Annotated in this window: 26 protein-coding genes; 9 read left to right on the top strand and 17 right to left on the bottom strand. The window is 69.3% G+C overall.

All coding sequences use genetic code 11. The features are described from left to right. Positions 1-396 precede the first annotated feature (396 nt). Positions 397-843: a hypothetical protein gene (locus ABT294_RS03380; protein WP_350803201.1), complete on the top strand. Its 447-nt coding sequence runs from the start codon at positions 397-399 to the stop codon at positions 841-843. Positions 844-1023: 180 nt separating this feature from the next. Here ABT294_RS03380 and ABT294_RS03375 read toward each other — a convergent pair whose 3' ends face one another. The 4 genes from ABT294_RS03375 to ABT294_RS03360 form a co-directional block, all read right to left on the bottom strand. After that, the gene (locus ABT294_RS03375; RefSeq protein WP_350803200.1) at positions 1024-1491 is read right to left on the bottom strand and encodes a peroxiredoxin family protein; all 468 of its coding nucleotides are present in this window, start codon (positions 1489-1491) and stop codon (positions 1024-1026) included. Between the two features lie 50 nt (positions 1492-1541). Beyond that, positions 1542-2102, bottom strand: coding sequence for an RNA polymerase sigma factor (locus ABT294_RS03370; protein WP_350803199.1), 561 nt, complete (start codon positions 2100-2102; stop codon positions 1542-1544). A 340-nt stretch (positions 2103-2442) separates the two neighbouring features. Beyond that, complete coding sequence (locus tag ABT294_RS03365; RefSeq protein ID WP_350803197.1) at positions 2443-3741, bottom strand: acyltransferase family protein; 1299 nt, start codon at positions 3739-3741, stop codon at positions 2443-2445. Between the two features lie 308 nt (positions 3742-4049). After that, positions 4050-4547 carry a GNAT family N-acetyltransferase gene (locus ABT294_RS03360; RefSeq protein ID WP_502911944.1) on the bottom strand — a complete coding sequence of 166 codons (498 nt, stop codon included), beginning with the start codon at positions 4545-4547 and terminating at the stop codon, positions 4050-4052. A 70-nt stretch (positions 4548-4617) separates the two neighbouring features. Here ABT294_RS03360 and ABT294_RS03355 point away from each other — a divergent pair, with 70 nt between their 5' ends. Both ABT294_RS03355 and ABT294_RS03350 read left to right on the top strand, forming a co-directional pair. Next, on the top strand, positions 4618-5562 hold the full coding sequence (locus tag ABT294_RS03355) for a LysR family transcriptional regulator (protein ID WP_350803194.1): 945 nt from the start codon (positions 4618-4620) through the stop codon (positions 5560-5562). Continuing rightward, complete coding sequence (locus tag ABT294_RS03350; RefSeq protein ID WP_350803344.1) at positions 5562-5750, top strand: hypothetical protein; 189 nt, start codon at positions 5562-5564, stop codon at positions 5748-5750. The genes ABT294_RS03355 and ABT294_RS03350 overlap by 1 nt, the downstream gene beginning before the upstream one ends. On the opposite strand, the gene ABT294_RS03345 is transcribed toward ABT294_RS03350, so the two are convergent. From ABT294_RS03345 to ABT294_RS03330, 4 genes are all read right to left on the bottom strand, one after another. Then, the gene (locus ABT294_RS03345; protein WP_350803193.1) at positions 5747-6952 is read right to left on the bottom strand and encodes a serine hydrolase domain-containing protein; all 1206 of its coding nucleotides are present in this window, start codon (positions 6950-6952) and stop codon (positions 5747-5749) included. The genes ABT294_RS03350 and ABT294_RS03345 overlap by 4 nt on opposite strands. 272 nt (positions 6953-7224) lie before the next feature. Then, positions 7225-8895, bottom strand: coding sequence for a cytochrome bc1 complex cytochrome b subunit (gene qcrB, locus ABT294_RS03340; protein ID WP_350803192.1), 1671 nt, complete (start codon positions 8893-8895; stop codon positions 7225-7227). A gap of 344 nt (positions 8896-9239) precedes the next feature. Continuing rightward, complete coding sequence (locus tag ABT294_RS03335; RefSeq protein ID WP_350803191.1) at positions 9240-10532, bottom strand: NAD(P)/FAD-dependent oxidoreductase; 1293 nt, start codon at positions 10530-10532, stop codon at positions 9240-9242. Positions 10533-10664: 132 nt separating this feature from the next. Continuing rightward, positions 10665-11240 carry a TetR/AcrR family transcriptional regulator gene (locus tag ABT294_RS03330; protein ID WP_350803190.1) on the bottom strand — a complete coding sequence of 192 codons (576 nt, stop codon included), beginning with the start codon at positions 11238-11240 and terminating at the stop codon, positions 10665-10667. A gap of 440 nt (positions 11241-11680) precedes the next feature. On the opposite strand from ABT294_RS03330, the gene ABT294_RS03325 reads away from it, so the two are divergent. Then, positions 11681-12325 (top strand): hypothetical protein, encoded by a 645-nt coding sequence (locus ABT294_RS03325; protein ID WP_350803189.1) that lies wholly within the window; start codon positions 11681-11683, stop codon positions 12323-12325. Between the two features lie 369 nt (positions 12326-12694). Here the strand turns inward: ABT294_RS03325 and ABT294_RS03320 are convergent, their stop codons facing one another. The 5 genes from ABT294_RS03320 to ABT294_RS03300 all read right to left on the bottom strand — a co-directional run bounded on the left by ABT294_RS03320 (position 12695) and on the right by ABT294_RS03300 (position 17575). Further along, positions 12695-12823 (bottom strand): FAD-dependent monooxygenase, encoded by a 129-nt coding sequence (locus ABT294_RS03320; RefSeq protein WP_350803188.1) that lies wholly within the window; start codon positions 12821-12823, stop codon positions 12695-12697. A gap of 87 nt (positions 12824-12910) precedes the next feature. After that, a complete protein-coding gene (locus ABT294_RS03315) occupies positions 12911-13474 on the bottom strand; it encodes a TetR/AcrR family transcriptional regulator (RefSeq protein ID WP_350803187.1) in 564 nt (187 codons plus the stop codon). A gap of 210 nt (positions 13475-13684) precedes the next feature. Next, on the bottom strand, positions 13685-14536 hold the full coding sequence (locus ABT294_RS03310) for an alpha/beta fold hydrolase (protein WP_350803186.1): 852 nt from the start codon (positions 14534-14536) through the stop codon (positions 13685-13687). Continuing rightward, a complete protein-coding gene (locus tag ABT294_RS03305) occupies positions 14529-15731 on the bottom strand; it encodes an MFS transporter (RefSeq protein WP_350803185.1) in 1203 nt (400 codons plus the stop codon). The genes ABT294_RS03310 and ABT294_RS03305 overlap by 8 nt, the downstream gene beginning before the upstream one ends. Further along, entirely contained in the window at positions 15728-17575 is a 1848-nt protein-coding gene (locus ABT294_RS03300; RefSeq protein ID WP_350803183.1) for a penicillin acylase family protein, read from the bottom strand. Before ABT294_RS03300 ends, ABT294_RS03305 begins: the two co-directional genes overlap by 4 nt. Before the next feature lie 84 nt (positions 17576-17659). Here ABT294_RS03300 and ABT294_RS03295 point away from each other — a divergent pair, with 84 nt between their 5' ends. After that, positions 17660-19303 (top strand): PucR family transcriptional regulator, encoded by a 1644-nt coding sequence (locus tag ABT294_RS03295; RefSeq protein WP_350803182.1) that lies wholly within the window; start codon positions 17660-17662, stop codon positions 19301-19303. Between the two features lie 50 nt (positions 19304-19353). On the opposite strand, the gene ABT294_RS03290 is transcribed toward ABT294_RS03295, so the two are convergent. The 3 genes from ABT294_RS03290 to ABT294_RS03280 form a co-directional block, all read right to left on the bottom strand. Next, the gene (locus ABT294_RS03290; RefSeq protein WP_350803181.1) at positions 19354-19548 is read right to left on the bottom strand and encodes a hypothetical protein; all 195 of its coding nucleotides are present in this window, start codon (positions 19546-19548) and stop codon (positions 19354-19356) included. 110 nt (positions 19549-19658) lie between these two features. Next, on the bottom strand, positions 19659-19886 hold the full coding sequence (gene rpsR, locus ABT294_RS03285; RefSeq protein WP_350803179.1) for a 30S ribosomal protein S18: 228 nt from the start codon (positions 19884-19886) through the stop codon (positions 19659-19661). After that, positions 19883-21025 carry a CobW family GTP-binding protein gene (locus tag ABT294_RS03280; protein ID WP_350803178.1) on the bottom strand — a complete coding sequence of 381 codons (1143 nt, stop codon included), beginning with the start codon at positions 21023-21025 and terminating at the stop codon, positions 19883-19885. Before ABT294_RS03280 ends, rpsR begins: the two co-directional genes overlap by 4 nt. A gap of 73 nt (positions 21026-21098) precedes the next feature. Here ABT294_RS03280 and rpmG point away from each other — a divergent pair, with 73 nt between their 5' ends. The 4 genes from rpmG to rpmF are packed head-to-tail and all read left to right on the top strand — an operon-like array spanning position 21099 to position 21968. Beyond that, positions 21099-21263 (top strand): 50S ribosomal protein L33, encoded by a 165-nt coding sequence (gene rpmG / locus ABT294_RS03275; RefSeq protein WP_350803177.1) that lies wholly within the window; start codon positions 21099-21101, stop codon positions 21261-21263. Next, the gene (rpmB, locus tag ABT294_RS03270; protein ID WP_350803175.1) at positions 21263-21499 is read left to right on the top strand and encodes a 50S ribosomal protein L28; all 237 of its coding nucleotides are present in this window, start codon (positions 21263-21265) and stop codon (positions 21497-21499) included. The genes rpmG and rpmB overlap by 1 nt, the downstream gene beginning before the upstream one ends. Continuing rightward, entirely contained in the window at positions 21499-21798 is a 300-nt protein-coding gene (rpsN, locus tag ABT294_RS03265; RefSeq protein ID WP_350803174.1) for a 30S ribosomal protein S14, read from the top strand. Before rpmB ends, rpsN begins: the two co-directional genes overlap by 1 nt. A 2-nt stretch (positions 21799-21800) precedes the next feature. Beyond that, entirely contained in the window at positions 21801-21968 is a 168-nt protein-coding gene (gene rpmF / locus ABT294_RS03260) for a 50S ribosomal protein L32 (RefSeq protein ID WP_350803173.1), read from the top strand. Between the two features lie 70 nt (positions 21969-22038). Here rpmF and ABT294_RS03255 read toward each other — a convergent pair whose 3' ends face one another. Then, the gene (locus tag ABT294_RS03255) at positions 22039-23253 is read right to left on the bottom strand and encodes an FAD-dependent monooxygenase (protein ID WP_350803172.1); all 1215 of its coding nucleotides are present in this window, start codon (positions 23251-23253) and stop codon (positions 22039-22041) included. Between the last annotated feature and the right edge of the window lie 23 nt (positions 23254-23276).

Genomic DNA, 23276 nt, shown 5'->3' with positions numbered 1-23276 from the left:
GTCGCATCAAGCACTCATCGAGAAGTCCGAAGCACCCCGGGCCTTCGACACCCGTCCCGGCCTGGGGGAAGTTGCTTGCTGGGAGAGGCAGGGCCGGCTGCCGAATTCCTCCGGAGTGCCCGCGAACTCGGCCGCCCAGCCGGATGCGCGGGCCGCGCTGCTGGAATGGCTGAACGCGCTCACCGCGTATGCCGCCCAACCCCATCGGAGACCCCGATCGGCCAGATCGGTCAGGAAGTCGCCTCAGGCGTCGGTTGACTCCGATCCGGCGGCGGCCAGGCCGATGAAGACCGGCTTGCCCACGAGTAGGTTTCGAGAATCGTTGAAACGAGCGTTCGACAACTCCGCCGCTTTCTACCATCTCGGTTTGTCAGTAGACGAACACAAGGGAACGGTATGAAGCTGAAGACACTGGCCACCGCCACCATGACCACCGTGGTGCTCGCCGTCGGTGGAGTGGGACTGTTCGACGCGACTGCCTCGGCGCAGACCGCCGCGGCCGGCAGTTGCGGCGGGAACGGCCCGCTGGTGACCGACCCCGGGGGGCACCGCTATCCCACCACCTACTGCCGCAACTACGTGGGCGGCGCGCTCTACAACGGGGCGGTGAAGGTCGGCTACCTCAACGCGGGCCGCAACTGGTTCGCCTGCCAGAAGCTGGGCGCCGAGAACCCGGCCGTGGGCGGCGCCCGCAACAACTACTGGCTGTACACCAAGGGCGACAAGGCCTACGCGGACGGAGGGTGGGGCTGGTTCCCCGCGACCATGGTCTCCGGCGGGGGCAACTACGAGCGTGTCCCCGACCTGAGCTTGTGCGACAGGTCCACCAGGCTGCCCAAGTAACCAGGGCGGCCGCGGCGGCGGCCTGGCGGGCCGCCGCCGGTTTCCCCGCGACGACCGGATTTCGGCTCCGTCGTGGAGCCGGGAGCGACCGGTTGCACTGTCAGCAGCCATCACGGGACCGAAGTGCCGGCGGTACGCGGTTGGGGTCGCAGGTCAGAAGAGCCGCGCCCGCGCAGCGGATCATCCGTGAGTGCGGAGGCCCTGGACGGCGGCGGCGATCCCCTTCCTGTCGTAGCTGCCGGTGGGCATGGTGGCACCGTGGGCGTGGCGGACGACGCCCTGGGAATCGATGAGGATGCTGCCCGACTGCTGCATCGACCCGAAGACCTTTCGCTCCAGGCCGATCATCGTGTGCGGGGCGCTGCTCCGGCCGTGGAGGACGGGGAACGGGACCTGACGCCTGGCCTTCCACGCGGCCGCTTCTTGGCGGCCCTCAGGCACCGCGACAAGCACCTGGACGCTGTCGGCCTCGAACTCGTTGCGGCTCCGGATGAGCTCTTGGACGTGCTTGTTACAGACCGGGCACGACGTCGACCGCATGAAATAGACCAGCACAGCCTGTTTGCCCTGGTAGTCGGACAGGCGGACGGTCCGGCCCTCGGTGTCCTCGAACACGATGTCGGGCGCGGGTGATCCAGTGTCAAGCATGGCGAAACTTCCCTTTCGAGGTTGGGTTGCGGAGATGCCGTTGAGTCGGGTCAGGCGTCAGCGGTTCCAGCGTCCTGTGGGCCGCGCAGGCTGAGCCGGACTGCGTTACGGGCCCGGTGGAGTTGGGACTTCATCGCGGCGTTGCTCAAGCCGAGCGTCTGCGCGACGCTCCGGCCGGGGTAGCCCAGCACATCACGCATGATCAATACTCTGCGCTGAACATCTGGCAACTTCTCGATCGCCTGCGCGACGAACGCGGCTTCCAGATGGCGGATGGCCTCGTCCTCGGCTGAGGTCACCAGGCCGCCGCCGTCGTCGTCATAGCGGTCGAACAGCAGTCGAGCGCGGCGTAGGCACTCGTTGCGGACGATTCTGAACATCCACGACGCCAGGGCCCCAGTGGCGCGCAGCGACCCGATCTTTCGATAGAGGATGATCAGCGCTTCCTGCGCGGCGTCCTCGGCATCCTGAGGGGAGGTGCAGAGGCGCTCCGCGAAGCGCCGCACGTGAGAATGGGCCCCATAGATCACCGCCGTGAGCGATTCAGGATCACCGGCCTGCGCGGCCTCGATGAGCTGCCTGCTCGCCCAGGACCCGTCAGCCATGTCCATGCCCTTTCCGTTCGAACGAGGCCCTGCGGAGCGTCTGCCGTACGGCCGGCATCACCACGTCACCCATCCACATCTCCTCTCAGCGGCCATCACCACATAAGAGGCCCGCACCGCGCGAAAGGATTCACCACTCTTCTCACGAACGGTCAACTCCCCATGCGCGTGGACTTCATCGAGCACAGTTTGGCCCAGCCGGTCAGCTCGTCGCGCTGGTGTACGGCGAGCTCCCGCATGATGGCCGCGGCAGTAGCGAGCTTGGGCAGGCGCTACGGCGCCCGGCGCCGAGGTCGCGATGCGCGGCCGGCCGCCGGGCCTGGCCACGTAGCCGGAACGATTCGGGTCAGACGGTGGTCTCGCGTCGGTTTCGAGTGGCCGAGCGAGCCAGGCGGCGGCCGAGTTCCTGAGCCGGTTGCTCGATGAACCGGTAGCTCAGGGCGGCGCAGGCGACCACCACGGTCAGCAGCACCACGGACCATGCGATCCGCTCAGGGAGGGGGACCTGGGTGGCATCCGGGATCAACCGTCGCAGGACCTCCACCGCGAGGGGGTGCAGCAGATAGACGGAGTAGCTGATCAGCCCGAGGCGTACGAGGAAGCGAGGCAGGGCGGATGACCGCAGCAGGCGGCCGATCACGAAGGTCAGCCAGGCCGCCGCCACGGCGGCGGACCAACTCCACCTGAACGCCAGCGCCTGCTCGTCGGACATGCCCCAGCCGGGGCCGAACCAGATCGCGGCGGCGATGGACACGACGGGCACCAGTCCGATCACCCATCTCGTCACCCCCCGACGGAGCTGCCCCTGGTCCAGTCGATAGAGCGCCGTCCCGGCGAACATGGTGGACACGATGGCCAGGCTCTGCCAGGCGCCGATCCGGCTGTTGACCCCGAGCAGTACGACGGCCAGGACGGCCACGGCGGCCGCACCGCACAGCCGTACGCGATGACCGCCACCGAGGATCGCGGCGAGTCCCGACATCAGCACGACGGTCGCGATCAGTACGACGAGGTCACCGCCGAGACCGCGTGACAGGGCGCCGGCCGGAAGCACACCGCCCACGAACACGCCTGCCATCGCGAAGGTGAACGTGCCGGTGCTGCCCGCGCGGTGCCTGAAGACGAAGATCGCGGTCACCAGCAGGTAGAACACCATCTCGTAGGACAGCGTCCAGAACACGTTGACGACACTGACCACCTGAAGGAAATCTTGGAGCATCGTCAGGTGAGCGATGCCGGACGCGACCGGGTGGTCGCTCAATTGGTCGGGCAGGGCCGAGTACACCTGAACGAGACCGAACACGGTGCCGATGATCGCCGCGACGATCCACAGGGGGTAGAGGCGGAACAGGCGGCTGATCCAGAAACCGGCCACGCTGCCGCGCCGTTCGAGCGAGGCCGGCACCACGTAGCCGCTGACGAGGAAGAACACCATGACGCCGTATTGGCCGAAGTCGAACCAGGGGCTGATGTTCGCGCGAACCTCGGGAAAGAGGGGATCCAGCAAGTGTTCGAAGAGCACGGCGAGCACGGCCACCCCGCGTAGGGCGTCCAGCCATGCGTGTCGGCGGGCCGGCGGGGGCACCTGCGTCTGGACCACGGCCTGCAGCCCGCCGCCTTCCCGGGCGGCCAGGTTGATAGACATCTGGTCAAGCTATGGGGTCAACCTGAGTGAACGCTTGGAGTAACTCATGGTGAGGTAGGTGGATGGCCTGCTGTCCGGCCGCATGGCCGGATCCGCATGTCAAGCGAGTTGGTCAAGAAGGCTTCGTGGGGTAACCCGCCCGCCTGACCGTCGTCATCGGCGGTTCGCTTCGCCGAGTCGATGATCTCCAAAGTCAACCCGGGTTGCAGTTGCCCAGCCGCAGTCAGCGCGGAGCGTTCGGCACGGACGAATGTCCGGCACTCGCACGGCAACGCCGGCGGGCTGCTGACCGAGAGTTGTCAGCAGAATCACTGGAGGGGCAGTTCCATCAGGATGTCGGCACGCGCGTAGTAGTCCGCCACGGGCAGTTGCTCGCGGGTGATGCGGGTGAATCCGGCACCCTCGTACAGGTGGATCGCCGGAGCGAGCCGTGAGTTGGTGCCGAGGAAGACGCGCCGGACGCCCAGCTCGCATGCCCGGGTCACCGCTGCCGCAACGAGCTTTCGCCCGATGCCCTGCCCTTGTTCCTGCGGGGTCACCCCCATTTTGGCCAGTTCGACGACCTCGTTCGGGTAGGGGACGAGCGCGACGCATCCCACAACCACTCCGCCCCCGATGCGGGCCACGAGAACATCGCCGCCTGGGGCGACGATCTGCCCGAAGGGATCCTTCAGCAACGTGCGATCGTCGTCGGTGAGAGTGAAGAGTCGGCTGATCCACTCCTCGTTGATCTGTCGGAACGCCTCGGCATCGGCTTCAGACGCCAGAGAATCGATGCGGAGTTCTGCGCTGATCAAGGGAGGCATGGTTCAAGTGTGGAGCGCAAGCATCAATAACTCCAATACCTGTAATGGCGGAAATCGATAAACTGAGACTATGGATAGCCCGATCGAGTTCCGGCATCTGCGCTACTTCGTTGCCGTCGCCGACGAGCTCCACTTCGGTCGTGCCGCACAACGTCTGCGGATCGCTCAGCCGGCGCTCTCACAGCAGATCCGCCAGCTTGAGAGACTGATCGGCGCGATGCTCTTCGAACGCACGTCCCGATCCGTGCGCCTCACCGCCGCGGGCGAGGCGTTCCTGCCGCGCGCCCGCGACCTCCTTGCCCGACTGTCCGCGGACGTGACCGAGGCTGCGCGCGTCGCGCGAGGCGAGGCCGGGCGGCTCGACGTCGCCTTCATCTCCTCAGCCGCCAGCGCGTTGAGCTCGGTGCTGCGCACCTTCACCCAGGATCGACCGGAGGTGCAGGTGCGGCTCCATGAAGGGTTCACCAGCACCACACTGGACCGATTGGAGCGTGGCACCGCCGACGTCGGAATCGTTCGAGACGCCGGCGAACGGGATGGGATCACCCTGACCCCGCTCTTGGACGAAGAGTTCCTGGCCGTGATGCCGTCGACGCATCCGTTGGCGACGAGCGGCACAGTCACCGCCGCGCAACTGGTTTCATGGCCGCTCGTGCTGTACCCACCGAACGCCGGACCCCACGCCCACGCACGGAATCTCCAGCCCTTCCGCGAGGCGTTCCTCGAACCTCAGATCATCTTCGAGGGATCGGAATGGAACACCATCCTCCACCTCGTCGCCGCTGGGATCGGCGTCACCATTGCCCCACGGGGCGCAACACATCCATTGCCCGAAGGCACTGTGATCGCTGAACTCGCTGACACGAACGCGCGCAGCACCGTCCAGCTAGCCACCCGCGTCGGCGACGACAGGCCACTTGTTCGTGAATTCCAGAACATCGTGGGCGCCAATCCCGTGTCCACGGATCCAACGAATATCCGAAAGGCACGGCGAGCGCCGTCACGTCATGATTGATGGGATTCGAAGCCCTGCTTGAGGGCCTGATCGCGAGACGTGGCGAGGTGGACGTGTCCCTCGTCAGTGTGGACTCCACCACCGCCCGGGACCACCACGACGCCGCCGGGCTGCACCTCGGCCAGGACGTCGTCACCGCCCTGGAGGAGGCCGCCACCGAGGAGGAGAAGGCCCGGCAAAAGGCTTAACTCTGGGCGCAAAGCAGGGTGTCGAGGGTGCTGTCGACGCGCTGGGCGGCAGCGTCCGAGGTCGGTAGTGCGGTCACGGTAAGCGTGGCTGACCGGCCGTCCTCGGTGATGCCGTTGCGGGTCTCGTAACCGGGGATGTCGCCGCCGTGGCCCCATGCGTAACCACCGCAACTCAGTTTGATCTTCATCAGGCCGAGCCCGTACTCCCAACCGGGTGGGAGCGCTGGAGCCTCGATCGTCCGCTTCATCTCCTTCAGTTGGGCCGGCTTGAGGAGCTTGCCGCCCAGCAGCGCGCCCAGGAAACGGGTGACGTCGCGTGGGGTGCTGATGAGGTTGCCGGACGTCCACCCCCAGGAGGGGTCCATCCGGGTGAATTTCACTAGTTCTCCGCTCTTGTTGGCGTGGTAGCCGTTCGGGTGGGTGCCGCGGATGGTCTGCTCGCCGACGCGGGGCCAGTAAGTGTCCCGCAGGCCGAGCGGCTTGATGATCCGGTTGGTGACCTCATCTCCCATGGGCCGGCCCGTGACCTTCTGCACGATCAGGCCGAGGAGTACATATCCCGTGTTGTTGTATGTCCAGGCCTTGCCGGGGGCGAACTGCGGCTTCTGCCCAAGGGCTTTGTCGATCAGGTCCCGTGGCTCGAAATAGGTGTGCCGGATGTCGAACAGCGTCGAGAAGTCCGTGTACTCCGGCAGTCCGGAGGTGTGCTGCAGTAGTTGGCGGGACGTGATCCCGCGGCCGTCGTTGCCGTTGCCACGGACCACGCCGGGCAGGTACTTCTCGATTCGCGCATCCAGGTCGAGCTTGCCCTCACCGGCCAGTTGCAGGACGACCGCGGCGGCGAACGTCTTGGTGTGGCTGCCGATGCGTACCGTCCCGTTGACGGGCACCTTGGCCCGCGTCCCCAGGTCCGCCACCCCGGCGGTGTAGTCGCGCACCCGCCCGTCGCGTCCCTGCACCGCGGCCACGACACCGGGGAAATCGCCGGTGCGAACCAGCTTGTTCAGGCTTGTCTGTACGACATCGTCGGGACCGGTCCGCGTGGCGGCGCTGGCGGCAGCCGTACCCAGACCGAGGGTGCCGGCGGCTACGGCTCCTACGGTGGCCAGGGCCAGGAGGCGGGTGCACGCTGGGGACATAGCGGTGAAAAGACGCACCAAGGGACTCCCTGCTTGATGACGAAACGTGACGCTGCCCAGCATGTCGGCGGAGGTATGTCACGATCGATCCTGTATGCCCGAATTGTTCGGGTATGGCTAGCCCTACCGCTGTCACCCGCCCTCCCAGCGGCGACAACCGGACCGTGGTCGTTCTCACCGAGAACCGCTGTACCGATGTTCCCCAAGGTCGGCCTACGGCGTGCGCGCGAAGGCACTACCTCGACTGCGACCTGAGCCGGCTTCCCTGAGAGCGCGCGAAAGCCACCGGCCCGGACGCGGAATCCGTGTCCGGGCCGGTGCGCTGTCATCGGTGCTCAGCGGGTCAGCGACGTGTCCTCGTCCGAGGCCGGGCCTACGGCCGCTGGCTCGTCACCGTGGCCGTGCCTCTTGCTATGCCCCTCGCCGTGTCCGGTGTCGTGGCCGGCGTCCAGCGGGATCTTCTCCCCGCCGTACGCGCGGCTCATCCGGGTGCGCAGGCGGCCCAGCAGGCCGCGTCGACCGCTGGGCGGCACCCCGTAGGTCTCGGCGGCGTCGATCATCGGGATCGCCTCCTTGCCGCGGATGTGAGCCTCGATGTCCTCGTCCGCGGGCACGTGGACCTCGATGAATTCGCCGTGGGGCAGGCGCTTGATCACGCCGGACTCCACGCCGTGGGCGATGATCTCGGCGTCCTTGCGCTGCAGGCCCAGGCACATCCGGTAGGTGACGAGGTACGCGACCAGCGGCAGGACGAAGATCCCAATCCGGCCGAACCACGTGGTCGCGAACAGTGAAAGGTGGAAGTTGGCCGAGATCTCGTCGTTCGCCCCTATGAGCCACAGCACGCCGTAGAACGTGATGCCCGCCATGCCGATCGAGGTGCGGACCGGGTTGTTGCGCGGACGGTCGGCGATGTGGTGCTCGAGCTTGTCGCCGGTGATCCAGCGTTCGATGAATGGGTAGAGCGCCAGGCCCGTCATGATGACGCCGAGGGGCACCAGGGCCGGGATGATCACGCTCAGCGGCAGTGTGTGGCCGAAGGCGTTGATCTCCCAGGCCGGCATGACCCGCAGGGCGCCGTCCAGGATGCCCATGTACCAGTCGGGCTGGGAGCCCGCTGAGATGTCGACCGGGTTGAAGGGACCGGACAACCAGATCGGGTTAATCTGCGCGAAGGTGCCAAGACCTACCAGGACCGCGAGGGCGAACAGGAAGTACACGCCCGCCTTGGCCATGAAGGACGGATAGAACGGCACACCCCTGGCTCTGTCGTTGGTGCTGCCCTTGCCCGGCATCTGGGTGTGCTTTTGCACCCACATGAGCACCATGTGCGCCGAGATCAACGCCAGCAGGATGCCCGGGATGAGCAGGATGTGCAGCGAGTAGAACCGGGAGATGACATCCTCGCCGGGATACTCGCCGCCGAACAGGAAGAACTGGATGTACGTCCCGACCAGCGGCAGCGAGATCGCCACCCCCTGGCTGATCCGCAGGCCCGCGCCGGACAACAGGTCGTCGGGCAGGATGTAGCCGGTGACGCCCTCAGCCAGTCCCAGCGTCAGCAGCAGGATGCCGATGATCCAGTTCAGCTCGCGCGGCTTGCGGTAGGCGCCGGTGAAGAACACGCGGAGCATGTGCACCATCATGCTGGCGAGGAACAGCAGCGCCGCCCAGTGGTGGATCTGCCGGAGGAGCAAACCGCCGCGCACCTCGAAGCTGATCTCCAGCGACGACGCGTACGCCTCGGACATCAGGACGCCCCGAAGCGGCCCGTACGGGCCCTCGTAGATGACGTGCCCCATACTGGGCTTGAACCAGAACGTCAGAAAGGTGCCGGTGAGTAGCAGGATGACGAACGAGTAGAGCGCGATCTCGCCGAGCATGAACGACCAGTGGTCGGGGAAGACCTTGCGCATGTTGCGCCGGACGAAGTTCGCCGCCCCCAGACGGTCGTCCAGCCAGCCGCCGATGCCGCCGATCGCCTTGGGGACGTTGACCGTGTTCATGACGCTCCCCTTTGGTCGCTGACCTCGCCCTCGCCGCGCTCCCAGAAGCCGGGACCGAAGACGACCCTCGGTCCGTCGGTGGCGTCGAGGGTGGGCTTGCGGCAGGGCATGCGCCCGGGCCCATGTTCGTCCCGCAGTGCTGTGCTCGAGGGGTGGTCGGTCATCGGTCTGCCGCTTCTGCGGGGTGATCCAGATGGGTAAGGAATTCCATTGGGGTGGTTCTCTTTCAGGTGGTGACGACGGCTTGACGGGTCTGATGTCGGCTCACTGAAGGCGACGGCCGAGGGGAGAGATCAGAACTCAGATGGCTTTCTCTCCGGCCGGCACCTATGACCGATCAGTCGCTAAGCGGCTTTGGCCGCGTCGCGGAAGTCCTGGTCGGGTTGTTCGAGGGCGCCGAGCTGGATGACCTCGCGGCGGAAGAAGAGGGCGAGGGACCAGTCGGCGAGGACCCGGGCCTTGTGGCTGAGACTGGGTACACAAGCCAGGTGGTAGACGCGGTGGACCAGCCAGCCGAGGAAGCCGCGCAACTTGATGCCGTACACCTGGGCAACTCCCTGGTGGTGGCCGAGCCCCGCGACAGAGCCGAGGTAGGCGTGCTTGTACTCCTTGAGCGGCTTGTCGCGCAGCCGGTGCACGATGTTGCGGGCCAGCACCTTGGACTGGCGCACGGCGTGCTGGGCGTTGGGCGCGCACAGTTGTCCGGGCCGGGTCAGGTCGGGCACGGCCGCGCCGTCGCCCGCGGCGAACGCGTCTGGCATGCCGTCCACGGTCAGGAACGCGGTCGCCGTGATCCGGCCGGCCTCGTCGGTGGGTAGGCCGCTCTCGCGGGCGAGCGGGTTCGCTCGCCCGCCGGCCGCCCAGACCAGGGTTCCGGCGTCGAAGGCGGTGCCGTCACTCAGCACGATGTGCCGGTCCACGGCCGAGGTGAGCCGCGCGTGCAGCCGGACCTCGACGCCGCGCTTGGCCAGGGCCTGGGCGGTCCAGCGGCCCATGTCCTCGTCGAGTTCGGGCAGGATCCGCCCCGTCGCCTCGACCAGCACCCAGCGCATGTCGCCTGCCTCGATGCCCTGGTGGTAGCGGATCGCGTCCTCGGCCAGCGCCTTGGCCTCGGCCAGCGCTTCGACGCCGGCGAACCCGCCGCCCACGACCACGAAGGTGAGCGCCCGTCGCCGCACGGCCTCATCATCGGTCGAGACTGCCACGGCGAGCTGGGCCAGGACCTGGTTGCGCAGACGCACGGCCTCGGCCAGCGTCTTGAAGCCGATCGCGTTGTCGGCCAGGCCGGGAATCGGCAGCGTGCGGGTGATCGAGCCTGCGGCCATCACCAGGATGTCGTAGGTCAGCGTCTGGTTCGGGCCCTGCACCGGCCGGAACTCGGCGCGCCGGGCGGTGTGGTCGATCCCGGTGATGCGGCCGTTGAGCACCCGCACCCCGGCAAGCACACGATGCAGCGAGGCCACGACATGCCGAGGTTCGATCGTCCCGCCCGCAGCCTCGGCGAGAAACGGCTGGTAGGTCATGTAACCCCGTGGCTCCACAACGGTCACAGTGGCCTCGCCGCTGCGCAGCAGCCGGTTCAACCGCAGCGCCGTATACATGCCCACATAGCCGCCACCCACGATCAGGATGTGCACGATGTCCTCCTTGTGGCCAGCGAAGATCCGATGAGTGAGGAATCCATGGGGGCGTTGCTCCTTCAGGTGATGACGTAGGTCTCGGGCGTCGCCCGTCGGCAGCGGTGTGCTTGTTGGCGACGGCCGGGGGAGTCAGGTGGAAAGGGCGCTCATCAGGCGCAGGAGTGTGGTGCGCAGCTCGATGGGATCGAGATCGAGCTCGCCCGGGCCGGTCAGGCGTTCCAAGATGAAGCCGTCGATGAAGGCGACGATCAAGGGGGCGTGCTTGTCGGGCTCGGGGATGCCGGCTGCCGCTAGCAGGTCGACGATCGACCGGCGGACGTGCGCGGCCCCGATCTGCAAGACCACGCCTAGCTCAGGCCGGCGGGTGGCCTCCAGGGCGAGCTCGTGGCGGGCCACCGTTCGGCTGCGGGCCGTGGTCGTCCAATGCTGGACGATCACGGCCGCGGTCTCGGCGATCGTCTCCGCGCCGCCGTCGCCGCTCATCTCGGGCGGCGCAACGATGTCGGCGGTGTCGGCTTCGAGGAGCCGGTCGAGGGCCGCTTGCAGCAGTGCCTGGCGGGTCCGGAAGTAGTACGAGCAGGAGCCCTCCGGTACGCCCGCGGCCTGGTCGACGGCCCGGTGGGTGAGCCCGCGCAGACCCGCGACGGCCAGCGTCTCGATCGCTGCGTCCGTGAGCTGTCGGCGTCGTGTTGAGCTCTCCGTCACAGTCTCGCCCCTCCGTCCTGACCAGCCTTCTACAAAAGTAGAATAGCCAATTGACCGGCTCTCTACAAAAGTAGATGTCCGGTCCCGGGGGGTGCATCGCGGTGATGCGAGGCATTCCCGGCCGGAGGGTCAGCAGGTGAGTGCCACTCGCGGGTCAGCCCTGACCTTCCATGGCCTGACCGGACGCTCCGGCTGACCGGCTCTGGTCAACCGGCTCCAGCGGTTCGGTCGCTCACCAAGTGGCGGCGGTGTCGAAAGCAGCCTCGCCACGACGGAAAGGATCGTGATGAAAGCGTCCCGCCCCCCGGGCCACAGCACCCGGCGCCTCCGCCTCCAGCTATCCACCAGCCACGACAGCAGGCCCGGTATGGAGTCGAACCAGGCGGCTTCAGCGAAGCGCGCACCTTCCCCGGCTGCCAGCTCGTGAAAGGACACTGACCATGCCCACCGTCACCACGTCCGACGAGGCCCGCATGCGAGCCGCGCTGCACGAGGCCTTCGAACGCGACCTGGCCCTGCTGGCCCCCGCCGCCGCCCGGCCGGGCGGCGGTGACGCGCAAACGCGGGCCCGATGGGCCTGGTTCAAATACTTCCTGCTCGTCCACCAGCGCACTGACCAGACCTACCTATGGCCGGTCCTGAGCACCAAAGCCGCCCGTACCGACCTGGCCTTGCTCGAACTCCTCGCCGAGGAGCGCCAGACACTGGCCGCGCTGATCGGCGCCATTGACACCACCCTGGAATTCCCCCTTGCCCCGGATCGGGTATGGGCGGCGTTCTCGAACCTTGTGGTCGCCCTCGCGCGCCACCACCGGCACGAGACCCGCCTCGCCGAGGGGGCCGCGGGCCTGCTCACCAGCACCGAGCGCGTCGAGCTCTACTGGGAGCGCCGCCGCCTCACCGGCCTCAAAGGAGCCGGCTACTTCTACCCGTGGCTTCTCGACGGCGCGCCCGACACCATCCGCGACTCCGTCCTGACCCATCTCCCGCCGACCGACCGCCTCCTGTACCGCACCCTCTGGCAGCCGCGCTACGTCAGGGCCAACACAAGCGACAGCTCCCTGGAGCGCCGATGCCTCTCCTAAAAGACAGCTCATCACCCGCTCGGGCGGGGTGGTGGCACGCGTGCCGATGCGCACACCGCCGGAAAGTAGCCGAACCGCGCGCTGCCTGGTGGCCGGCCATCGCCGCGGGTCGATTGGTCGGCCGGGGTCAGCTGGCGGGGTCAGGAAGCTGCCAGGAGGAGCGCATCTGCCGCACGAGGACGGGTTGGGCGTCATCGGGTCCGCCGCGCCCCCGAGCAGCGTGGCAGCGGGCGCGGCCCCACTGGATGATCGGCGGACGGTCGCTGACGTCAGCAGTCGGCTGCAGCGGCACGCGGCCGGACAGCGGTGCATCGGCTGCCTCAACTCAAAGGGGGCGGCCAGCCGCGAGCACCGCGTTCGGTTGGACGGTCAGCCCCGCCCGACGGGCGCGAGTTGGTCGGCCTGCTCCAGGACGACCGCCGGGATGCCCCGGCCGGCGAGTCCGGCCGCGAGGGTGAGGCCGCCGGTGCCTGCTCCGGCGATCAGCACGGGTTCCATAGTGCTTCTCTTCTCAAAGAGCCGACGACCGCCAGGTCGTGACGCGCCCGTGGCGGCTGGTGTTCGCCGGCGATGCCGGGCAAAGGATCAGGTGGAGAAGGCGCTCATCAGGCCCCGGAGTGCGGCGTGCAGCTCGGACGGGTCGAGGTCGAGCCCGGCGGGGCCGGTCAGGTGCTCCAAGATGATGCCCTCGGTGCAGGCAACGAACAGGTGTGCGCGCTTGGCCGGCTCCCGGATGCCAGCCGCCGCCAGCAGGTCGACAATCGGCTGTCGGACGACCTCAGCCGCCGTCTGCAGAGCCGCGCGCAACTCAGGCTGGCGGGTCGCCTCCAGGCAGAGTTCGTGACGGGCGAGCATCCGGACCCGCCCCTTGGTCGTCCAATGCTCGATGGCGAGCATCGCAGCCTCAGCGGCCCTCTCCTCGGGGCTGTCACCGCTCATCTCGGGCAGTGCGATGACATCCGCGGTGTCGAGTTCGACGAGCCGGTCGAGAGTGGCTTGAAGCAGCGCCTGCCGAGTCCGGAAGTAGGCGGAGCAAGAGCCCTCCGCCAGACCCGCCGCCCGATCGACAGCCCGATGGGTGAGCCCCCGCAGACCTGCGGCTGCCAGCGTCTCGATCGCCGCATCCGCAATCTGCTGCCGTCGTGTCAAGCTCTCCGTCACCACCGTCTCCCATCCGCCTTCGACCAGCGCTCTACGAACGTAGATTACCAGATCGTCACTACAGATGTAGAAAGCTGATCAGGCGATGATCAAGGTGCTCACGCTCATCTCTGCCAGTCTCGAATGCTGACACCATCCGCAGCCCCGTCGCCGACCAGTGCCCGAGACAGGGGTGTTCACCGCGGCATCGCAGGATCCTCAGCCCGCGAGCCGGAGGATCTCCTCCACCACCAGCTCCGGCTCGTCCTGGGGGATCATGTGGCCGGAGCGCTTCGCCGTCACATGCCTGCCGTACGGCAGTGCCTCCGCCAACCGCCGATGGCAGTCGACGAGCTCTAGCCGCAGGCGCCGCTCCATCTTGGAAGAGGCCAGCGCTCCGCTGATGGCGGTCACCGGCACCGGTGGCAGTGGCCTGCCCGAGTCCCGCAGCCGGGCGAAGCCCTCGGCGAGCGCGCTCATCTCCGCGGCGGCCGCGCGCATCTCCGCCGGCCTGGTCATTTCGGCCAGGGCCTCGGCCGCCATCTGCGGCGGGAACAACGCCATGAGCCGCCGGATCTCGGCCGGGACGTACTTGACGCCGACGCTCGACAACGCCGCCAGTCCCCGGTACAGCCCAGCGCCCAGGATCCGGGTGCCCGGCTTGTAGTAGTGCGCCATCTCCTCGGCGGCCTGGTCGATGAGGACGAGCGCGGCCACCCTCTCCGGACGCTCGGCGGCGTAGGCCCGGATGATCGGGCCGCCCAGGCTGTGCCCGGCCAGCACGTACCGCTCCTCGCCCAGGTGGTCGAGCAGGTGGCCCAGGTCCTCGACCATGCGCTGCAGGTGCCGGCGGCCGGGGTCACGGTCGCTGCGGCCCATCCCGGCCCGGTCATAGGCCACGACCCGGGTGCGCTCGGCCAGTCCCGGCAGCACCAGGCCCCATTCGGTGCGTGTGGCCCCCAGCCCGGCCTCCAGGACCACGACCGGCCCACCGGAGCCGCGGGTGACGTGGTGCAGGCGCCGGCCGTCCGGCAGGCGGGTGAAGGCGGACTCGCCGAAGACGCTAGACATCGAGGCTCTCCTGCCGGACGGGAACGAGATCGTTCTGGATGGTATGGCGTGTACTGGCCACGATGAGCCCGGCGACCAGTCCGGGCAGTGCGATCGCGGCCACCGCGCCGGCCGTGCCGTACAACCGGTCGACGGTGTCGAGCAGCGCGGCCCCGGCCAGGCCGCCGACGGCCAGGCCGATGCCGAACAGGCTGGCGGTGAGGCTGCGCCGGGCGGCGTCGGTCACGGCGACCATGATCAGGGTGATCATGGGCACGATCAGCGGGGTCAGCACCAGCCCCACCAGGAACGCGGCCAGCGTCAGCGGCATGGCCGGCGCCACCGCTCCGGCGGCGAAGGCCAGCGCGGAGCCGGCCAGTGTCCACGCGACCGTCCTCGGCAGCCCGCCCGAGCGCAGGAGCCCGTCCAGCCTGCGGCCGAGCGTGGCCAGCAGCACGATCGCCAGGGCCGAGCAGAAGGCGGTGAACAGTCCGCGCACGTCCGCCGCCAGGCCCCAGCGTTCCTTGAGGTGCGTGGACAGGAACGTCGCCGTGGGCACCAGCAGCATGCCGTAGGCCACGAAGGTGGCGAAGACGCGCCGCAGCGTGCGCGAGCGCAGCAGGCCGCCGCCGGTGGCGGCGGGCGGATCGAACCGGCCGATGCCCGGGTCGCGAAGCCGCAGCGCCGACAGCACGCCGGCCAGCGACAACAGCCCGAGCACCGTGTAGACGGCCCGCCAATCCAGGCCGAACCCGCCCGACAGCAGCGAGACCGTCAGCGGGCTGAGGATCGCCCCGGCCGGCATGGCGGCGCCGTACAAGGCCAGGACTCTGCCACGTACGGCCGGCGCGTACAGGTCGGCCAGCAGCGGCGAGTGCAACGCGATCTGGCTGCCGTTGGCCAGGCCGCTGAGCAACAGCAGGACGCCGAGCGTCCACAGGTCCTGGGCGAAGGCCATCGCGAAGGTCGCCGCGCTCCACAGCAGGCCGGTGGCGATCGAGACACCCGCCCGGATGGGCCGGCCCCTGACCAGCGCGGCCATCAGGAAGGGACCGGCTCCCACGGCCAGCAACTGGATCGCCAGCAGGGAGCTGAGCGCCGCGGTGGAGACGCGCAGCGAGCCGGTGATGTCGGGGGCGAGCACGCTGAGCGCCTGGTTGACGAAGGCGTCGGTGATCGCCAGCATGCCGATCGCGTAGACCGGATAGAGCCTCACGGCAGCTCGAAGGTGATCGGTTTGACCTCGCCACGGCTGTAGAGCCCGGCCTGGGCGGGCATCGCGACACTCCACGAGCGCATGCCCGCCTCGCCCAGGGCTACCACGCGCAGGCACGGGCCCCCCGCGAAGGCGAGGCCGCCCGCGTAGTAGGTCGCCCGCAGCGGTACGTCCAGGCCCAGACCTCCGGCCCTGCCCGGTACCTCGGCGGCCAGTCGGTGCGCCTCCCCGTACGGCTCGGCCGCGGGGCCGCTGCGCTCCACCGCCTCCAGCAGCCGGTCGTCACCGGGTCGCGTCCAGGCGGCCACGTCGGTGGCGTCCACGCCGACCGCCGTGCGCCAGGCCAGCCACGCCGTCGCGTCGGTGGAGCCGGGCCCGGTGTGGCCGTCGAAGTGCAGCAGAAGGTGGAGCAGCGCCCGGTGCTCCGGCGGCCACGCGCGCACCCTGGACGGCTGCCGCTGGGCGGCCTGAAGCAGCCTGGCCTGCCATTGGCCGGTGTCCGGCCAGCGGTCGTCCAGTGCCCACCCGATCACCTGCTCGGCCTCGGCCGCGAAGGCGGCGGGCAGCAGTTCGTCGGCGCGTCTGCCCCGGCTCGTGGTACGGCCCGGTACGTCGTTGAAGGCGTCAGGATGCCAGTTGCCGGCCGCCAGCCGCGGGTCGGGCGCCACGGTGTCGGGGGCGGTGTTGCAGTTCTGGAGATAGCCGCACTCGGGGTTGCCCGCCTGGACCAGCTCGTCGACGTCCATGATCCCCTGCCAGGCCGTGGCCGAGGTGTTGCCGTCCAGCACCCCCCGCTCGGCGAACGGCCGCACCGGCACCCGCCCGCTCCGGATGTAGAGGCAGTCGCCCGCCGCGTCACCGGCCAGCACGTTCTGCGGAGGGAAGGCACAGGCCGCCAGCGCCTCGCGCAACTCGCCGACCGAGCGGGCCCGCACCATGGCCATCATCTGCAGCTCGCACTGCGCGGCCAGCCCCATGTACGGCGTGCAGACCACATAGATCGCCTGCTCGTCCCTGGCCAGGACCGGTGCCACGACCCCGTTGTGCACGACGTACTCGTGCCCGTCGTGTCGCAGCACCGCCCTGCGCTCGCCGTCGAACAGATAGGAGTCACCGTCCACGGCGATCCGGTAGGCGTCCGACACCCGGGGACCGCCCGTGGTCAGCCCCCACGCCAGGCTCCGGTTGTGGGCCAGGGGCGGCGTCAGCGCGCCCAGGAAGGTGAAGCCGCTGTAGTGCAGCTCGCCCGCCTTGAGCACCGCCTCGTGCATCGCGAACGCGCCGCCGAACGGCAGATGCGGGTCGCTGACCACGACCGTCTCGCCGGTCGCGGTCCGCCACGGCCGCAGCACCCAGGCGTTGGAGCCCATCGGCGCGAGCGCCAGGTCCTTCTCGGAGGCCGGGCCGTCGGGGTCGATCCCCTCGGCCTTCAGCGCCTCCACCCCGTCAGTGATGATCCAGAAGAGCATGATCGTGCGGTTGACGCCGATCGGCAGCGCCGGCTCTAGCTCAGGCGCCCAGCCGGGCACCTGTTCGGGGTGTTCCTCCTGGTAGGCGGCGATGCCCGCGACGAAGGCCTCGTAGCGGCTGCGCGCTTGCGGTGGCAGCTCTCCGAAGCCGCGCCTGGCCTCCTCCAGGACCTGCCAGCGTCGCTGGTTGGCGTCCCTGACCGGGTCACCCAGTTCGCCGCGGACCAGCAGATACTGCCTGAGAAGGCCGGGCAGGTCATCCTGCGCCTGCGCGTAGCCGAGCGCGAAATAGGCGGCCGGCTCGGTGTCGCCCTCGATCAGCGGCGTGCCGTGTTCGTCGCGCAGGAGCCGGGCGGTGCCCCAGGTGGTGTTCATGGCGTAACCCTGGAGCAAACACCAGGCGGATTCGTTGGCCGATCGGATAAGGGTGCGCAGGCGTTCTTATCCGATACTGCAAGGATGGAGTACCTGGAGCCCACCCTGGCGGAGGTCATCGAGCACATCGGCGAGCGGCTGGTCTCCGTAGTGATCGCGCCGCGCGGCCTGGGTGTGCCCGTCGCCGGGCCGTCGATCCACGATCCGCTGCGCGACGGCACGCCGCCGCCCGGTTCGGTGGTGCTGCTGGTCGGCCTGACCGCCGGCTCGCCCGGCGTCGAGGAGGCGCTGCGCGGGCTCAAGGGCGCCGCGGCGGCCATCCTGCGTGACGAGCCGGGGGCGCTCCAACCGCTGGCGCCGGCGGCCGCCGCGGCCGGGGTGGCGCTTCTGGCCCTGCCGGGCGCGATGACCTGGAGTCACGTGCACACCGTGGTGGAGGAGGCGCTGCTGGGTGGCCTCACGTTCGCCGAGTCAGGTCCCGACCTCGGCGGTACTCCGGCGGGCGACCTGAACGCCTTCGTCAACGCCGTCGCCGAGACCCTCGACCGGCCGGTCGGCATCGTCGACACGCAGTGGCGACTGCTCGCCTACTCCGCGGTGCCGGGGCAGACCAACGACGCGCTGCAGCGCGACGTCATCCTCAGCCGGGCGGTGCCGGTCACCAACGCCCCCCGCGAGACTCGCTACCTGCTGCTGACCGGTGAGCGGGCGCTGCGGTTCATGACCGGCCCGCCGTACGACGAGGTGGGGCACGAGATCTGGCGCATCGGCGCGGGCATCAGGGCCGGGCCCGAGCCGCTCGGCATGCTCTGGGTGCTGGAGGGGCGCGAACAGTTGCCCGCCGACCGGATCGTCCTCATCGAGGAGTTCGCCCGGCTGGCAGGGGCGCACGTGCTGCACCTGCGTACCACCCGCCGCGCCGACCGGGAGCGGCACGGCGCGCTCGTCTCCCAGGCGCTGGAGGGGCGCGACCCCCGCGCCGCCTGTCATCGGCTCGGCCTCGCCGTGGACTCGGGCCTGGCCGTCGTGGCCGTGGCCGACCTCGACGCCGCCACACTCCACCCCACCGACGCCCCGCCCCCCGCCGCCGGAACCCACGCCTCCGGCCGGCCGTCCGCCACGACAGCCGAGCCTCATCGCGGCGAACAACTGCTCGACCGGGTCGCCACCTACCTCGACGCCTTCCGCCGTTCGGCCGCCTGCCTGCTGCGCGACGGCGTCGTCTACTGCCTGATGCCCGCCGCGGGCGCTCGGGAGTTCGCCGTCGACCTCACCCGCCAGCTCGGCCCTCGCCGCCGGCTCGCCGCCGCCGTCGGCGGCCGCGCCACCCCGGACGAACTGCCCCGCTCCCTGCACCACGCCAACCTGGTGCTGTCGGTCCTCAGGTCATCGGGTACGGCACCACTCCCGGGAATCACCGTCACCCGGGGCGGCGTCGTCGCCGGCATCGACGACGTGCGCGCCGCCGCCACGCTCGCCGAACTGCGGGCCGTCCTGGAGGACCACCCGGGACTCCTCCTGCACGAGGGCGATCCGCTGCCCGACTCGGTGCCGGCCTGGATCGAGTGCAACGGCGACGTGCGGGCCGCCGCGGAGCGGCTCGGCGTCCATCCCAACACGATCCGCTACCGCATCCGCCGCCTGGCCGCCCGCGGTCTCGACCTCAACGACCCCGACACACGACTCACCGTCTGGCTGCGGTCGCGACTACGGCGAGACGGCGAGTGAGCCTCACGTGACCACGTGATGTCCCCCTCGAGGGCTATGGTCGGTCCTCCTCAGTAGCCGGTGGGGACGGGCCAGTGGCGCTGCACTCCGATCGTGTCCAGTTCGGCGGTGAGGTCGCGTAGGTGGGTCGCGTTCTCCCAGACCTCGTGGGGTTCCATCGTGTCGGTGCGGACATTCCGCGCCCACGTCGCTGACCTGATGGCCAAGTTGGTCACCGTGACCCGGTTCCAGGAGTCGGGCGACATGAATCTTCCCGGTCATCGTGTGCGGTCCGAAAGACCCCGCGGAGACGCTGCTCAACCAGCGCCAACGGTGTTCATGGCGCTACGTCCTTTCGGTAGGGGCGGGGCGCCTGTCATGCGTGGGGCCGGGAGGCGTAGGGGAGCAGGGCCATCTCGCGGGCGTTCTTGATGGCGCGGGCCAGTTGGCGCTGCTGCTGGACGGTGACGCCGGTGACGCGGCGGCTGCGGATCTTCCCGCGATCGGAGATGAACCTGCGAAGCAGGTCTGTGTCCTTGTAGTCGACGTAGTCGACGTCCCGCAACGGGTTGATCTTCTTGCGTGGGGCGCGGCGCGGTTTCACGCGGCCTCCTTCAGGCTGAGGATGGGGGCGAACGGGTCGTCGTAGCCGGCCCAGGCGTCGGGGCCGGCCTGTTCTTCCTGGGGGGTGAGCAGGCAGGAGTCGAGCAGTGTGTGGATGCGCTCGCGGTCGAGGTCGGGGCCGGTGAAGACCAGGTGCTGGACGCGGTCACCGCGGACCGGGTTCCAGTCCAGGGTGGCGGCCGTGCGGCGGGCGGGGGAGATCATGTCCCAGGCGGCCTCGGGGAGCGCGATGAGCCAGGGGCCGGCGTCCTCCACCGAGACGACGCCCGCGACCGCGTCCCAGGCGAGCATCCGCTCGTGCCTGTTGGCCAGCCAGAATCGACCGCGGGAGCGGACCGACTGGGTGACCAGCTCGTCCACGGCCTCGAACAGGCGGGCGGGATGCAGCGGGCGCGTGTGGTGCCACACGACCGTGGTGATCTCGTCGGTCTGGGCGTCGCACGGGAGCTGGGCGGTGGCGGGGTCCACGCGTTCGGCGAGTTCCGCGGTGCACAGCGTGGGGCCGGACGGGTGGGGCAGCCCGGTGACCCGGTGAACCGGCGTGACGGGAGCGAGGTGGGCGAGCACCGTCCGGGAGAGGTCGGTGTCCTCCTCGTCGCCACCGTGCAGGACCAGACCGGTGGCGTACTCGAGCTGGCGGGCCAGGACCTCGGCCAGGTAGCGCCGGTCGCCGCTCGCCGCGGGCTTGCCGATCTCGGCCAGGCGGTCGCCGCGGGTGATGTCGACGGGCAGGTACGCGGCGTCGAGCGCGGTGAGCACGGACGTCAGTCGCAGGTCGTCGTGGGCTTCCTCGCAGTCGATCGCCTCGGCCACCGAGCGGGGCTCGACCGAGTCCCACAGGTCCACGACCAGCAGCGAGGCGGTGGCCGCCAGCCGTACCAGTTGAGGGAGCAGGTCCTCTCGGACGGTGCAGGTGACACAGCCGTGCGCGAGCAGCACGTCGGCGACGTCGAGCGTCCCCGAGCTGTCGCGAACCACTCGGCGAACGCGATCGAGCGTGACCGAGCGCAGGTCGTGGTGGACCGCGACCGATCCGGGGTGCTCCGCCAACAGCCGGTCGACGGCGGCCGTGCGGGCCGAGGCGTGCAGGCCCGCGACGAGGACGACGGGGGTGGACACGAGGCCTCCTGTTGCAGAAATGAAAACCGTTGTCGTTATCATGGCACAGTTCTGCGACTGGAAAGGATCCACTTTGGCCCGAAATGAGGTCCGTCCCTTGATCAAGCTCCGCTCCACCGCCGGGACCGGATACACCTACGCGACCAGGAAGAACCGGCGCAACGACCCTGACAGGCTCACGCTCCGCAAGTACGACCCGATCATCCGTCAGCACGTGCCGTTCCGGGAGGAACGCTGATGTCCGCCCACTGCCAGCTCACCGGCGCCAAGCCGATCTTCGGCAACCACGTCTCCCACTCCCACCGGCGCACCCGGCGGCAGTGGAATCCCAACATCCAGCACCGCCGCTACTGGGTGCCGGGCGAGGGCCGTTTCGTCCGGCTGACGCTCAGTGCCCGAGCGATCAAAACCATCGACAGGATCGGCATCGAGAAGGCCATCGCCCAGATCCGCGCCCGAGGAGAGAAGGTCTGATGGCCAAGACAAGCAAGATCGCGGCCAACGAACGGCGGAAGAACGTGGTCCTCCGCTACGCCGCACGACGGGCCGAGCTCAAGGAGCTGATCCGTACGGGCAGTCCGGAGCAGCGGGAACGAGCCGTGCGGGAACTCCGCCGTCAGCCGCGCGACGCCAGCCCCACGCGCATCCGCAACCGTGACTCCGTCGACGGCCGCCCCCGCGGCCACCTGACAAAGTTCGGACTCTCCCGCGTTCGCTTCCGCGAGATGGCTCACCGGGGCGAGCTTCCGGGCGTCACGAAAGCGAGCTGGTAGCCGTGGCCGTCCCCAAGCGCAGGACCTCCCGCAGCAACACCAGGCACCGCCGCAGTCAGTGGAAGGCGACCACCCCCGACCTCGTCCCGATCACCGTGAACGGGCGGGACCTGCTGGTCCCACGCCGTCTCGTCCGCGCCTACCAGCGGGGGCTCATCACGCCTGGATGACATGACCACGGGCTCCGGGGCGCTCGCCGCCACGGCCGCCCCGGAGCCTGCCACAGAATGATCGCGGTGATCACACGGCGGCGACGTCGAGCTGTTTGTTCTTCATGTCGGCGCCGTTCACCATCTTGCCTACGGCCTGCCCGATGACCGGCGCGCGCATGAGGCGCAGCATCGCGGTGCGCATGATCTGTTCCTTGCGGTCGTGGGGCGTGAAGAGCCTGCGCATGGTCAGTGCGGCGTCCTGCTCGGTGCGGATGAACGGCCGCATCCGGGCCTCCCACGCCCGCAGCGCGCCGGGCAGGTCGCCGGGGTGGCGTTGCAGCATGGTGCCCAGCAGTTCGCCTCCGGCGATGCCGCTGGAGGCGCCCATGCCCGCGTACAAGGTCACGCACCAGGCGGCGTCGCCGACCAGGACGACCCTGCCCCGATGCCAGCGCGGCATCCTGACCTGCTGGACGGAGTCGAACAGAAACTCCGGGGCCTGCTCGAACCGCGTGAACAAGCTCTCCAGCAGGGGCCCTGCGGGCTGCGGGCCGAAGGCGGCGCGGATCGACTCGATCGGCGGGCGGGCGAACTCGGCGTCGATGTCGCCGGTGCGGTAGGAGAACAGCAGGCTCGGCGGGTGGTTGCGGAAGGGGAAGGTCCATGCCGAGCGTCCCGGCTCGGCCAGGATCAGGCCCTCGTGCAGGCCGAAGCCCTCGATCGGCTCGTCCAGCAGGGTGACGGCGATCATGTAGTTCAGCGGATGCAGGTACTCCTGCGGGCCGAAGGACAGACTGCGTACGGTGGAGCGCAGCCCGTCGGCGCCCACCACCAGATCGAAGCGCTCGGTGACGACGGTGCCTGAGGCGGTGTCGTGCAGCGTGACCTCGGCGGCGGAGTCGTCCTGGGTGATGCGGGTGGGCACGGTGGAGTAGCGGATCTCCACATCGTCCGGCAGTGCGGAGAACAGCCCCTGCTCCACGTCGCCGCGCAGCAGTTGCCGGGGTTTGCCGGGCAGATTCGCCGGGTTCATCCCCGGGGTACGGCGTCCGGCCCGGTTCACCTCGTAGGAGGTGAGCAGGGGGCTGCCGCGGTCTCCGATGGCATCCAGGACGCCCATGCGCCGAGCGGACGCGATGCCGGTGCCGAACAGCATGACGAAGTAACCCCCCGAGCGGCGCGCGGGGGCCCGCTCGACCAGCACCGGCTCCCAGCCGACCTGCCGTAGCCGTAGCGCGGTGGCGATCCCCGCGATCCCGAGCCCGACCACCAGTGCACGGCGGCCACCGGTCGCGTCTTGCATGACGACTCCCTTTCTGTCCTGTC

This window comes from Nonomuraea sp. NPDC000554, from assembly GCF_040300065.1.
In the GTDB taxonomy this organism is placed as follows: Bacteria; Actinomycetota; Actinomycetes; order Streptosporangiales; family Streptosporangiaceae; genus Nonomuraea.
This window is presented reverse-complemented; position numbering and strand designations above follow the sequence as displayed.